The 12,768-nt window shown below is 73.0% G+C and carries 12 protein-coding genes and 1 pseudogene; 9 read left to right on the top strand and 4 right to left on the bottom strand.

All coding sequences use genetic code 11. The features are described from left to right. Positions 1-66: 66 nt before the first annotated feature. Together AB0A69_RS03955 and AB0A69_RS03950 are read left to right on the top strand one after the other, a co-directional pair. Positions 67-2,121: a penicillin acylase family protein gene (locus AB0A69_RS03955; protein ID WP_361414966.1), complete on the top strand. Its 2,055-nt coding sequence runs from the start codon at positions 67-69 to the stop codon at positions 2,119-2,121. Then, positions 2,108-2,680: a GNAT family N-acetyltransferase gene (locus AB0A69_RS03950; protein ID WP_361414964.1), complete on the top strand. Its 573-nt coding sequence runs from the start codon at positions 2,108-2,110 to the stop codon at positions 2,678-2,680. Before AB0A69_RS03955 ends, AB0A69_RS03950 begins: the two co-directional genes overlap by 14 nt. Here the strand turns inward: AB0A69_RS03950 and AB0A69_RS03945 are convergent. Further along, positions 2,677-3,774 carry an amidohydrolase family protein gene (locus AB0A69_RS03945; protein ID WP_361414962.1) on the bottom strand — a complete coding sequence of 366 codons (1,098 nt, stop codon included), beginning with the start codon at positions 3,772-3,774 and terminating at the stop codon, positions 2,677-2,679. The genes AB0A69_RS03950 and AB0A69_RS03945 overlap by 4 nt on opposite strands. Positions 3,775-3,898: 124 nt before the next feature. Between AB0A69_RS03945 and AB0A69_RS03940 the strand changes: the two are divergent. Then, positions 3,899-4,999, top strand: a pseudogene (locus AB0A69_RS03940) (aminotransferase class V-fold PLP-dependent enzyme). A gap of 46 nt (positions 5,000-5,045) precedes the next feature. Here AB0A69_RS03940 and AB0A69_RS03935 read toward each other — a convergent pair. Next, positions 5,046-5,924: a LysR family transcriptional regulator gene (locus tag AB0A69_RS03935; RefSeq protein ID WP_361414960.1), complete on the bottom strand. Its 879-nt coding sequence runs from the start codon at positions 5,922-5,924 to the stop codon at positions 5,046-5,048. 26 nt (positions 5,925-5,950) lie between these two features. Here AB0A69_RS03935 and AB0A69_RS03930 point away from each other — a divergent pair, with 26 nt between their 5' ends. From AB0A69_RS03930 to thpD, 5 genes are all read left to right on the top strand, one after another. Beyond that, the gene (locus AB0A69_RS03930) at positions 5,951-6,568 is read left to right on the top strand and encodes a cupin domain-containing protein (RefSeq protein ID WP_361414958.1); all 618 of its coding nucleotides are present in this window, start codon (positions 5,951-5,953) and stop codon (positions 6,566-6,568) included. Between the two features lie 145 nt (positions 6,569-6,713). Further along, entirely contained in the window at positions 6,714-7,241 is a 528-nt protein-coding gene (gene ectA / locus AB0A69_RS03925; RefSeq protein WP_361414956.1) for a diaminobutyrate acetyltransferase, read from the top strand. A gap of 36 nt (positions 7,242-7,277) precedes the next feature. Then, on the top strand, positions 7,278-8,546 hold the full coding sequence (gene ectB, locus AB0A69_RS03920; protein ID WP_361414954.1) for a diaminobutyrate--2-oxoglutarate transaminase: 1,269 nt from the start codon (positions 7,278-7,280) through the stop codon (positions 8,544-8,546). A 44-nt stretch (positions 8,547-8,590) separates the two neighbouring features. Beyond that, positions 8,591-8,989, top strand: a complete 399-nt coding sequence (locus AB0A69_RS03915; protein ID WP_355360336.1) for an ectoine synthase — start codon at positions 8,591-8,593, stop codon at positions 8,987-8,989. A gap of 4 nt (positions 8,990-8,993) precedes the next feature. Next, on the top strand, positions 8,994-9,866 hold the full coding sequence (gene thpD, locus AB0A69_RS03910; RefSeq protein ID WP_361414951.1) for an ectoine hydroxylase: 873 nt from the start codon (positions 8,994-8,996) through the stop codon (positions 9,864-9,866). Positions 9,867-9,970: 104 nt separating this feature from the next. Here thpD and AB0A69_RS03905 read toward each other — a convergent pair whose 3' ends face one another. Further along, positions 9,971-11,053, bottom strand: coding sequence for an alkene reductase (locus tag AB0A69_RS03905; protein ID WP_361414949.1), 1,083 nt, complete (start codon positions 11,051-11,053; stop codon positions 9,971-9,973). Between the two features lie 135 nt (positions 11,054-11,188). On the opposite strand from AB0A69_RS03905, the gene AB0A69_RS03900 reads away from it, so the two are divergent. Further along, entirely contained in the window at positions 11,189-11,743 is a 555-nt protein-coding gene (locus tag AB0A69_RS03900; RefSeq protein WP_361414947.1) for a MarR family winged helix-turn-helix transcriptional regulator, read from the top strand. Here AB0A69_RS03900 and AB0A69_RS03895 read toward each other — a convergent pair. Then, positions 11,689-12,750 carry an aminotransferase class V-fold PLP-dependent enzyme gene (locus tag AB0A69_RS03895; protein ID WP_361414945.1) on the bottom strand — a complete coding sequence of 354 codons (1,062 nt, stop codon included), beginning with the start codon at positions 12,748-12,750 and terminating at the stop codon, positions 11,689-11,691. The two genes, AB0A69_RS03900 and AB0A69_RS03895, sit on opposite strands and share 55 nt — an antisense overlap. Between the last annotated feature and the right edge of the window lie 18 nt (positions 12,751-12,768).

Genomic DNA, 12,768 nt, shown 5'->3' with positions numbered 1-12,768 from the left:
CGGATTGCTTCTCGAACAGCCATGTCTTAAGTTAGGGCAGCCTAACCTAAAGAGATCGGGACAAGAGTGAGCATCGAGGTCTACCGGGACAGCTGGGGAATCCCGCACCTCCGCGCCGCCGACGCGCGGGAACTCAGCTACGCCCAGGGCCGTACCACCGCCCTCGACCGCGCCTGGCAGCTGGAGGTCGAGCGCCACCGGGCCCAGGGCACCACGGCGGCCTTCCTCGGCGCCGAGGCCCTCGACTGGGACCTCTTCGCCCGGCGCGCCCTGCTCGCCGACACCGCGCGGCGCTGCTACGACGCGCTCGACGAGCAGACCCGCAGCTGGGTCGACGCGTACGTCGACGGCGTCAACGACGGCCTCGCGCAAGGCGCCCGCCGCTCCCCCGAGTTCGCCGCCACCGGGCTCGCCCCCGGCCGCTGGGAGCCGTGGACGCCGCTCGCCGTGTGGCTCTCCACCCACATCCTCTTCGCCGGCTTCCCGACCAAGCTGTGGCGCGACACGGTCGCCCGCCGCCTCGGCGAGGAGCACGTCGAGCTTTTCGCCACCGACGGCCCGGCCACCTCCGGCAGCAACGGCTGGCTCGTCACCGGCGAGCGCACCGCCACCGGCGCCGCGCTCATCGCGGGCGACCCGCACCGCTTCATCGAGGCGCCCGGCGTGTACCAGCAGATCCGGCTCGCCTGCCCCGCGTTCGACGTCGTCGGCCTCGCCGTCCCCGGCGTACCGGGCCTGGCGCATTTCGGCCACACCGGCTCGGTCGCCTGGGCCATCACCAACGCCATGGCCGACTACCAGGACCTGTACCGCGAGCGGCTCCGGCGCACCGGTGACGGCGGCGTCGAGGCCCTCGGCCCGGACGGCTGGGCGCCCGCCCGCGTCCACACCGAGACCATCGAGGTCAAGGACGCCGAGCCGGTCGAGGTCGAGATCGTCGAGACCGCGCGCGGGCCCGTGATCATCCCGGAGGACGCCGAGGGCCCGGTCAGCCTGCGTTACCCGCCGCGCGTCACCGGCGAGCTCGGCTTCACCGCCCTGCCCGCGCTGCTCGCCGCCCGCACCGTCGCCGACGTCGACCGTGCCTTCGACCGCTGGATCGAGCCCGTCAACGTCGTCCAGGCCGCCGACACCGAGGGCGGCGCGCTCCACCGCGTCGCCGGCTACGTCCCGCTGCGCCACCCCGACAACCGGCTGCGCGTCGTACCCGCCTGGGAGCCGGGCCACGAGTGGACCGGACACCACGCGCCGCTGCCGCGCGAGGACGTCGACGGCGTCGCCGTGATGGCGAACGCCCGCGGCCTCGCCGCGCCGCTCGGCGTCGAGTTCGCGCCACCGCACCGGGCGCGGCGCATCGCCCGGCTGCTGGACGCCTCCGCCGAGTGGACCGGGCCCGCCATGGCCGCCGTCCACACCGACACCCACCTCGCCTCGGCGCGCCCGCTGCTCACCCTCGTCGCCGGGGCCGCCGACCTCGACCCCGAGGCCGTCGCCCTGCGCGACCGGCTGCTGTGCTGGAACCGCCGCATGGACGCCGACAGCACGGACGCGGCGGCGTTCGCGGCCGTCCGCGCCGAGGTCGTACGCCGCTTCGCCCGGCACCCCGCGCTCGCCGCACTCGCCACGCCGCCCGCGTACCCCGCGCTCTTCCAGCCCTGGCTGGCGCTGGTGCCTCGCGTCGCCTACGCCCTGGAGACCCTGCTCACCGGCGGGCCCGTACCGGAGGCCGACCGGCTGGCGATCGTCCGCGAGGCGCTCGCGGCGGTCGCCGGCGCCGGCGTGCCCGACGAGCCCTGGGGGGCGACGCACCGGCTCGCGCCGTGGGCCGCGCTGCCGGACGACACCACGGCATGGCCCGCACTGGACGGCGACCACGACTGCGTGTGCTCCACGTCGTCCGTGCCCGGCCTCACCGACCGCGCCGCCCGCGGCCCCGCCGCCCGTTACGTGTGGGACCTGGCCCGGCGCGAGAACAGCCTCTGGGTGGTGCCCTTCGGCGCCTCCGGCGTCCCCGGCGACCCGCACCAGCGCGACCAGCTGCCCCTGTGGCTGCGGGGCGACCTCGCCCCCGTCATCACCGACTGGAACCAGCTCACCGAGGAGCGGCATGACCACCACTGACACCGACTGCGTGTACGAGCGCACCCTCGACGGCTTCGGGACCGTCCGGCTCCTCCACATCGACCCCGACCGGGACGCGGAGCTCCTCCACTCCTGGGTCAGCGAGGAGCGGGCACGGTTCTGGGGCATGCGGGACGCCACGGTCGACGACGTACGCGAGATCTACGCGCACCTCAACTCGCTCACCACGCACCACGGGTTCCTGGCGTACCGGGACGGCGAGCCCGTCGCGCTCTTCCAGACGTACGAGCCCGAGGCCGACCGCGTCAGCGAGTGCTACGACGTCGAGCCCGGCGACATCGGCGTGCACCTGCTGCTCGCCCCCGCCCGTACGCCGGAGCCCGGCTTCTCGTCCCGGCTGGTCTCCGTCCTCGTCGCGTACGCGCTCACCGGCCACCGGCGGATCGTCGCCGAGCCGGACGCCGCGAACGACAAGGCCATCGCGCTGCTCGTGCGCAACGGGTTCGAGCTGGGCCCGGAGGTGGTCCTGCCGGAGGTCGTGCTGCCGGAGGTGCACATCGCGGAGAAGCGCGCCCGGCTGCTGTTCTTCAGGCCCTAGCCGACGACGCGGCCGTTGAGGACCACGCGGCGCGGCGCCGCCAGGACACGGACGTCCGCGCGCGGGTCCTCCTCGTAGACCACCAGGTCCGCCGGGGCGCCCTCCTCCAGGGCCGGGCGCCCCAGCCACGCCCTCGCTCCCCACGCCGTCGCCGACAGCGCGTGGAGCGGCGGGATGCCCGCCTTGACCAGCTCCGCGACCTCCGCGGCGACCAGGCCGTGCGCCAGCGAGCCGCCCGCGTCGGTGCCGACGAAGACCGGGACGCCCGCGTCGTACGCCGCCCGTACCGTGTCGTAGCGACGCTCGTGCAGCCTGCGCATGTGGTCCGCCCAGCGCGGGAACTTCGCCTCGCCGCCGGACGCGAGCTTCGGGAACGTCGCGATGTTGACGAGCGTCGGGACGATCGCGACGCCGCGCTCGGCGAAGAGCGGGATGGTCTCCTCGGTGAGGCCCGTCGCGTGCTCGACGCAGTCGATGCCCGCCTCGACGAGGTCCCGCAGCGACTCCTCCGCGAAGCAGTGGGCCGTCACGCGCGCACCCAGCCGGTGCGCCTCCGCGATCGCCGCCTCCACCTCGGCGCGCGGCCAGCAGGCGCCCAGGTCGCCCTTCTCACGGTCGAGCCAGTCGCCGACCAGTTTCACCCAGCCGTCGCCGCGCTGCGCCTCGCGGGCGACGTACGCGACGAGGTCGGCGGGCTCGATCTCGTGCGCGTAGTTGCGGATGTAGCGGCGGGTGCGGGCGATGTGCCGGCCCGCGCGGATGATCTTCGGCAGGTCGTCGCGGTCGTCGATCCAGCGGGTGTCCGCCGGTGAACCGGCGTCGCGGATCAGCAGCGTGCCCGCGTCCCGGTCGGTGAGCGCCTGCTTCTCGCTGGTCGCCTCGTCGACGGCGCCGTGGGCGTCCAGGCCGACGTGGCAGTGCGCGTCGACGAGGCCTGGCAGCGCCCAGCCGGTGACGGTGCGGACGTCCGCGGCGGCGGCACCCGTGGGGCGGTCGTAGGTGACGCGGCCGTCGATCACCCACAGCTCGTCCCGTACGTCCTCAGGACCGACGAGCACCCGTCCCGTCACGTGCAGCACCACGTCGTTGGTCATGTGCAGCACTCTACGAGGGCGTGGGTAGGCTCGGGCGGGCCGGTCTCGAAGTGATCCGAGGATTCCGAAGAATCCGAAGAGTCCGAAGACTTCGAAGAAGAAGACGAGAAGAGAGCTGTCCGTCGTGAACCATCCCCTCCTCGACCTGCCCCCGCTGACCGCCGACCGCTTCGCGGCCATCGAGCGGCGCGTGGCCGCGCTCCTCGCCACCCAGCAGGACGTGGTCATCACACAGGGCGAGGCGCTGCTGCCGCTGGAGGGCTGCATCCGCTCGGGCGCCCGGCCCGGTTCCACCGCGCTCAACGTCGTCACCGGGCCGTACGGGCAGACCTTCGGCGACTGGCTGCGGGACTGCGGTGCGCGCGTCGTCGACCTGGAGGTGCCGTTCCACACGGCGGTCACCGCCGGGCAGATCGCCGAGGCGCTGGAGCGGCACCCCGAGATCGACTTCGTCTCGCTCGTGCACGCGGAGGCCGCGACCGGCAACACCAACCCGGTCGCGGAGATCGGCGAGGTCGTACGGGCGCACGGCGCGCTGTTCATGCTCGACGCCGTCGCCTCGGTGGGCGCCGAGCCGCTGCTGCCGGACGCGTGAGGCGTGGACCTGTGCGTCATCGGCGCCCAGAAGGCGATGGGCGGCCCGGCCGGGGTCTCGGCGGTGTCGGTGAGCGCACGTGCCTGGGAGCGGTTCGCGGCCAACCCGCGCGCCCCGCGCCGCTCGTACCTCTCGCTCCTCGACTGGAAGGAGCGCTGGATCGACGGCGGGCGCCGGGCGCTCCTGCATGCGCCCGCGCAGCTGGAGATGCTGGCGCTGGAGGCGTGCCTGGAGCGCATCGAGGCGGACGGGCTCGATGCGGTGACGGGCCGTCACGCCTCGGCGGCGGCCGCCACCCGCGCGGGGGCTCTGGCGCTCGGCGGCGGGCTGGAGCCGTACGTGCACGAGGCGCGCGACGCGGCGCCGGTCGCCACGACGCTGCGCGTGCCGGCCGGCGCGGACGCCTCGGCCCTCGTGCGCGCGGCGCTGGCCCACGACCCGTCGGTACCGCTGGTCGCGGGCGGGGGCGCGCTCGCGAAGGAGATGATCCGCGTGAACCACTACGGCCCCGATGCCTCGCGGGACGTCGTCGACGCGTCGCTGGCGGCGCTGGCGTCGGCGCTCCGGGAGGCGGGCGCGGCGGTGGACGTGGAGGCGGCGCGGGCCGCTGCCGCGGAGGCTTGGGGCTAGGAGGTACGAGGGTCGCCTGCCCGGAGGCCCGAGGGCTGCGCCCCCGTCAGGGGGCGGGGCGGGCGGCTCCGGCCGTCAGGGCCTCCAGGAGGGCCCGGAGCGCCGGGGACGGCGGGCCCGGTGGCGTGGCCAGGGAGACGGGGACCGTGAGGGCCGGGAGCGCGCGGAAGACCACCCGGGTGGTCGGGGGAAGGCTGCCCACCGGGTAGAACAGCGTCCACGACGGCTCCGGGCCGGACGCCAGGTCGGTGAGGGTGTCCTGGAGCGTGGTGAACGGCGGCCCCGGCGTCACCCGGGGAAGCGCGGACGTGACCAGGTCGTGGAAGGCCGGGTTCGCGGCCCGGGGCGCCAGCCGCAGGGGCAGGTGCGCGAGGGAGTCGAGGCTCAGCACGTCGGCGGCCGCGAGCGGGTGCGTGGCGGGGAGCGCCGCGATCAGCGGGTCGGACCACAGCGGGTGCAGCGCGACGCCCTCGGCCTGGCGCACGGTGCGGACGAGCGCGGCGTCGAAGATGCCGGAGCGCACGGCCGCGAGCCGGGCCTCCTGCGGCGCGCGCTCCAGGCGGACGCGGAGCCCCGGGCGGCGGGCGGCCAGCGTGTCGAGCGCGCGGTAGACGCGGTCGGCGAACGCGCGGGTGGTGCCGAGCCGGATCAGGCCCTCCGTACCGGCGGCGACCCCGGCCGCGGTGCGCCGGACCCGCTCGGCCGCGGCCAGCGCGGCACGGGCCTCGGGCAGCAGCCGCTCGCCGGCGGAGGTGAGGCGTACGTGCCGGGTGGAGCGGTCGAAGAGCCGCAGGCCGAGCTCCCGTTCCAGGCGGGCGATCTGCTGGCTCACCGAGGCCTGGACGATGTGCAGCCGCTCGGCGGCCCGGCCGAATCCGAGCTCCTCGGCGACCGCGACGAAGTACTCCAGCTGACGCAGTTCCACCCTGGTCCCCCCACCCATCACCTTTGATGATCACTGTGCTGGTCAACCGCTTCTTGGTCACGTCTTCTTCCCGCCATGTACTGGAACCCGGACGTACGGAGAAGGGAGCGGGAATGACTCAGACGGTGGTGTGGGAGCGCGCGGCGGAGACGGTGGAGCTGCCCTCGGGGGCGGTGTTCCGGCTGCTGGTGGACGGCGGCGCGGCGGGGGTGAACCGGCTGACGCTGCCGCCCGGAGCCGACGGCGCGAAGCCGCACCGGCACCTGCGGTCGACGGAGCTCCTCTACGTGCTGGGCGGCGCGCTGGAGGTGCTGCTCGACGCGGACGTGAGGACCGTCACGGCGGGCGACCTCGTGGTGGTGCCGCCGGGGCTGACGCACGCGTTCCGCGCGGCGCCGGACCGGGGGGGCGGACCTGCTGGCGGTGCTCACGCCCGGAGTGGAGCGGTTCGGGTACTTCCGGGCGCTGGGGCGGATCGCGCGCGGCGAGGACCGCTGGGAGAGCCTGCTGCCCAGGCAAAGGGAATACGACGTCCATTTTGCGGGGGGAAATTGGTAAGTTATTCGGGGGTAGCTTCCCGCATTCTTCTGCCCGGTTTCCGAAAGGTTAAACAAGCTGATTTCCGGGTCGTGATCAAGGTGTGACCGAGTCCACAGAGTGTCTGATTTGCGGGGGTAATAGCAGGTCAAAAGGGGCGAGGCCGCACCCGCGCGAATAACACATGAGGTGCGGCCAGCCAACCCCTCGCGGCCATGCATTTTCAGAATTTGCTGGGTAAGTTGCATTCGCATGACCGCCGCGCAAGCAGATGTTGCACGTGCCCGAAACGAATTCCTGGAAGTCGACGCTCCCCGCGTCGAGGACGGAGCCGCGATATGGCGCATAGCCCGCGACTCCAAGGTCCTCGACCTCAACTCCTCGTACAGCTACCTGCTGTGGTGCCGGGACTTCGCCGGCACCTCCCTGGTGGCGCGCCGGGCGGACGGTGAGCCGATCGCCTTCGTCACCGGCTACATCCGGCCCGAGCGGCCGGGGACCCTCGTCGTCTGGCAGGTCGCCGTCGACGACGCCCACCGCGGCCGTGGCCTGGCCGGTGTCCTGCTGGACGCGCTGACCACGCGCCTCGCCGGGCGCGGGATCCACACCGTCGAGACGACGATCACCCCGGACAACACCGCGTCCGAGCGGCTCTTCACCTCGTACGCCGAGCGCCGGGGCGCCTCCGTGGAGCGCGAGGTCCTCTTCGACGGAGGACTGTTCCCCGAGGGCACGCACCTGCCCGAGGTGCTCTACCGCATCAGCCCGATCGCCGCCTGAGACCCGAGACCCCCACCCCTTTCCGAGGAGACCGTCGTGACCATCACCCCGCCCGCCCTCAGCGTCTTCGAGACCCTGGAATCCGAGGTACGCAGCTACTGCCGCGGCTGGCCCGCCGTCTTCGACCGCGCCCAGGGCGCCCGCCTCACGGACGAGGACGGGCACACGTACCTGGACTTCTTCGCCGGGGCCGGCTCACTCAACTACGGCCATAACAACCCCGTGCTGAAACGGGCGCTCCTCGACTATCTGGAGCGTGACGGCATCACCCACGGGCTGGACATGGCGACCACGGCCAAGCGCGCCTTCCTGGAGTCGTTCCAGAACGTCGTGCTGCGGCCGCGCGACCTGCCGTACAAGGTGATGTTCCCGGGCCCGACCGGGACGAACGCCGTCGAGGCGGCGCTGAAGCTGGCCCGCAAGGTGAAGGGCCGCGAGTCGATCGTGTCGTTCACCAACGCCTTCCACGGCATGTCGCTCGGTTCGCTGGCCGTGACCGGCAACGCCTTCAAGCGGGCCGGGGCCGGCATCCCGCTGGTGCACGGCACACCCATGCCGTTCGACAACTACCTCGACGGGCGGGTCCCGGACTTCCTGTGGTTCGAGCGGCTGCTGGAGGACCAGGGGTCGGGTCTGAACAAGCCGGCCGCCGTGATCGTGGAGACCGTCCAGGGCGAGGGCGGCATCAACGTGGCCCGGCCCGAGTGGCTGCGGGCGCTGCGGGCGCTGTGCGACCGCCAGGACATGCTGCTCATCGTCGACGACATCCAGATGGGCTGCGGCCGCACGGGTGCCTTCTTCTCCTTCGAGGAGGCGGGCATCACGCCGGACATCGTCACCCTGTCGAAGTCGATCAGCGGGTACGGGCTGCCCATGTCGCTCTGCCTCTTCATGCCGGAGCTCGACGTGTGGAGCCCGGGCGAGCACAACGGCACCTTCCGCGGCAACAACCCGGCCTTCGTGACCGCCACCGCCGCGCTGGACACGTACTGGGCCGACGGCCAGATGGAGAAGCAGACCATCGCGCGCGGCGAGCAGGTCGAGCAGGCACTGCTGACGATCTGCGACGAGAACTCCGCCCACGGCGCCCACTACCGGGGCCGCGGCCTGGTCTGGGGCATGGAGTTCGCCGACAAGGCGCGGGCGGGCCGGGTCTGCAAGCGCGCCTTCGAGCTCGGGCTGCTGCTGGAGACCTCGGGGCCGCAGAGCGAGGTGGTCAAGCTGCTGCCGCCGCTGACCATCACGCCCGACGAGCTCGACGAGGGGCTGCGCACGCTGGCCCGAGCCGTCCGCGAAACCGCCTGAACGCCCCCCACGCCGCCACACCCCCACGCGAAAGGAACGGCGAGTTGATCGTCCGCTCACTGAAGGACATCGAGAACACCGACCGCCACGTGAAGGCCGCGTCCGGCACCTGGGAGAGCAAACGCATCGTGCTCGCCAAGGAGAAGGTCGGCTTCTCCCTGCACGAGACCGTGCTGTACGCCGGGACCGAGACGTCGATGTGGTACGCGAACCACATCGAGGCCGTCCTGTGCGTCGAGGGCGAGGCCGAGCTGACCGACCACGAGACGGGCGAGACGCACTGGATCGAGCCGGGGACCATGTACCTGCTCGACGGCCACGAGCGGCACACCCTGCGCCCCAAGACCGACTTCCGGTGCGTGTGCGTCTTCAACCCTCCCGTCACCGGACGGGAGGACCACGACGAGAACGGCGTCTATCCGCTGCTCACCGAGGAGGGCTGACACCATGACGATGACCGCTGTGCAGGACCTGTACCCGACCCGGGGCGCCTCCGAGGTGATGACGCCCCGCCAGGACCCGGTGGTGTGGGGCACCGTGACCCCGGAGCTCCGGTCGTACGAGCGGGACGGCTTCCTCGCGGTCGACCAGCTGATCACGGACGACGAGGTCTCCGTCTACCGCGCGGAGCTGGAGCGGCTGATCGCCGATCCCGCCGTGCGCGCCGACGAGCGCTCCATCGTCGAGCCGAAGTCCCAGGACGTACGGTCGGTGTTCGAGGTCCACAAGATCAGCGAGGTGTTCGCGGGTCTCGTGCGCGACGAGCGCGTGGTGGGACGGGCGCGGGAGATCCTCGGCTCGGACGTGTACGTCCACCAGTCGCGGATCAACGTGAAGCCGGGCTTCGGCGCCTCGGGGTTCTACTGGCACTCGGACTTCGAGACCTGGCACGCGGAGGACGGGCTGCCGCGGATGCGGACGGTGTCCGTGTCGATCGCGCTGACCGAGAACCACGACACCAACGGCGGCCTGATGATCATGCCGGGATCGCACAAGACGTTCCTCGGCTGTGCGGGTGCCACACCGAAGGACAACTACAAGAAGTCGCTGCAGATGCAGGACGCGGGCACGCCGTCGGACGAGGCGCTGACCAAGTTCGCGGACGCGCACGGCATCCGGCTGTTCACGGGCCGGGCGGGGTCGGCGACCTGGTTCGACTGCAACTGCATGCACGGCTCGGGCGACAACATCACGCCGTTCCCGCGCAGCAACGTCTTCATCGTCTTCAACAGCGTGGAGAACACCGCGGTGGAGCCGTTCGCGGCGCCGGTGCGCCGGCCGGAGTTCATCGGCGCGCGGGACTTCACACCGGTGCGGTGACGCCGGTGCGGTGACGCCGGCGGGCTGATGCCGGTACGGGCGTACGGGAAGGGGCGGGACCGCCGGGCGGTCCCGCCCCTCCGTGGGTCTCAGGCCCGTGGGTCTCAGGCGGTCAGCGCCGGATAGTCGGTGTAGCCGCGGTGGTCGCCGACGTAGAAGGTGGACGTGTCCGGGGTGTTGTACGGGCCGCCCGCCTTCAGCCGGGCCGGCAGGTCCGGGTTGGCGATGAACAGCGCCCCGAAGGCGAGGACGTCGGCCGTGCCGTCCTCGATCAGCGCGAGATCGGCGGCGCTGGTCGGACCGTCGGTGTGCGGGTTCAGCACGAAGGTGCCGGAGAACCGCTTGCGCAGCGCCGACGTGGTCTCACGGCTCGCCGGGCTGTTCTCCAGCACGTGCAGGTAGGCGATGCCCACCGGCTCGATGGCCTGCAGCAGCGCCGTGTACGTGGGCTCGGGCTCGGGCTCGTCGATGTCGTTGAAGGTGTTGCCGGGCGAGACGCGCAGACCCGTGCGCTCGGGGCCGATCTGGGCGGCGACGGCCTTGACGACCTCGACCGCGAAGCGGATGCGGTTCTCGACGGAGCCGCCCCACGCGTCGGTGCGGCGGTTGGTGCCGGGGGCGAGGAACTGGTGGATGAGGTAGCCGTTGGCGCCGTGCAGCTCGACGCCGTCGAAGCCGGCGTCCACGGCGTTGCGGGCGGCGGCGGCGAAGTCGGCGATGGTGGCGCGTACCTCGGCGTCGGACAGCTCGCGCGGGGTGACGAAGTCCTTGAGGCCCTGGGGGGTGAAGATCTGCCCCTGGGCGGGGATGGCGGAGGGGGCGACCGGGTGGAGGTCGCCGGGGTGGTCGGCCACCACGGCCGGGTGGCCGATGCGGCCGGCGTGCATGAGCTGGGCGAAGATCCGGCCGCCCTTGGCGTGGACGGCGTCGGTGACCTCGCGCCAGGCGGCGACCTGCTCGGCGCTGTGCAGGCCGGGCGTGCTCGGGTAGCCCTGGCCGACCGGGGAGGGCTGGACGCCCTCGGTGATGATCAGGCCGGCCGAGGCGCGCTGGGCGTAGTACTCGACGGTCAGGGCGGTCGGCACCCGGGTGTCGGCGGTGGCCCGGCTGCGGGTCATCGGCGCCATGGCTATGCGGTTGGCGAGCTGCGTACCGGAGAGGTCGATCGGGTCGAAGGCGGTGGTCATGGGGAGGCTCCCGAAACATGGTGCGGCACATTATGTGGTCGGCCAATTAACTGCCCGGACGCCACTGTAGCGCATTTCCTTGGCCGACCAAGGGTGAAGGTAGAATGAGAGCGAAGCACACGAAGGAGACGCGCCATGACCGCCGGACCGGCCGAACCCGCCCGCAGCGACGCGTTGCCGGCCGCCGCGCGCGGCGGCCCGGTCAGCCACACCCTCTCCCGGGTGGCCCGGCTGCACCGGATCGCCGCGGGCCGCCTCCTGAAGGCCGCCGGGATCTACCCGGGCCAGGAGTTCGTGATGATGTGCCTGTGGGAGAGAGGCCCGGTGCGCCAGTCCGAGCTGATCAAGGCGGTGGACCTGGACCCGTCGACCGTCACCAAGATGCTCCAGCGCCTGGAGCACGCCGGGTTCGTCCGCCGCTCCCCCGACCCGGCCGACCGGCGCGCGGTGCTCGTCGAGGCGACCGGCTCCAGCTGCGCGCTGCTCGCCGAGGTGTCCGCCGCCTGGAGCGACCTGGAGGACCACACCCTCGCCGGGCTGGACCCGCGCGAGCGGGCCGAGCTCGTCCGGCTGCTGGGGAAGGTCGAGGCCAATCTGTGCCGGGAGGCGGGGGGCTACTGCCCGGCCCCGGGGATTCAGGACGCGGAGAGCACGTCCAGCACCCGGTCGACGTCGGCGGCCGAGTTGTAGAGGTGGAAGGACACCCGGAGGTTGCCGGCGCGGGCGGAGACGATGACGCCCGCGCGCGCCAGCTCCGGCTGCCGCCCGCCGAGGCCCGGCACCGCCACGACGGCCGAGCCGTCGCGACCGGCCGGGACCGGCTCGTGGCCGAGGTCCGCGAGCCCGGCCCGGAAACGGGCGGCGAGCGCCGTGGCGTGGGCGTGGACCGCCTCGATACCGGTCTCCTCCAGCACGGCCAGGGACCGCTCGGCGCCGTAGTACGCGAGGAAGGACTGCGGCTCGTCGTAGCGCCGCGCCGTCGGGGCGAGCCGCTCGACGGGTCCGTACGTGCTGGTCCACGGGTCCTCGCCGGCGACCCAGCTCGCGTGGGCCGGCACCAGGGCCTCCTGGGCCTCCTCGCTCACCGTCAGGAAGGACGCGCCGCGCGGGCAGAGCAGGAACTTGTAGCCGCCGGCGACGGTGTAGTCGTACGCACCCGCCTCCAGCGGCAGCCAGCCCGCCGCCTGTGACGCGTCCAGGAGGGTGCGGGCGCCGTGCGCGGCCGCCGCCTCCCGTACGGCCGCGAGGTCGGCGACCCGCCCGTCCGCGGACTGCACGGCCGAGAAGGCGACGAGCGCGGTCCCCGGCCGCACCGCGCCGGCCAGCTCCTCCAGGGGCACGAACCGCGCCTTGAGGTCGCCGCGCACCGTGAACGGCGTGATGACCGAGCTGAAGTCGCCCTCCACGAAGAGCACTTCGGCGCCCGCCGGAAGCGACTGCGCGATCAGCGCGACGTGCACGGCGACCGATCCCCCGAGGGCCACCCGGTCCGCCGCCACGCCGACGAGCCGTGCGTAACGCCGCCGCGCGCCGTCCACCACCTCGAAGCTGCCGGGCCCGTCCGGCCGCCCGGCGGCGTTCTGCTCGGCGAGCGCCGTGACGGCGTCGACGGCCCGGCGGGGCAGCAGCCCGGAGGTGGAGGTGTTCAGGTAGGTCTGCGCGGGCGCGAACTCGGCGCCTCCGAGGGGGTTTTCCATGCCCCCACCCTCACCGCC

The sequence above is a fragment of the Streptomyces sp. NPDC045431 genome, from assembly GCF_040646655.1.
In the GTDB taxonomy this organism is placed as follows: domain Bacteria; phylum Actinomycetota; class Actinomycetes; order Streptomycetales; family Streptomycetaceae; genus Streptomyces.
This window is presented reverse-complemented; position numbering and strand designations above follow the sequence as displayed.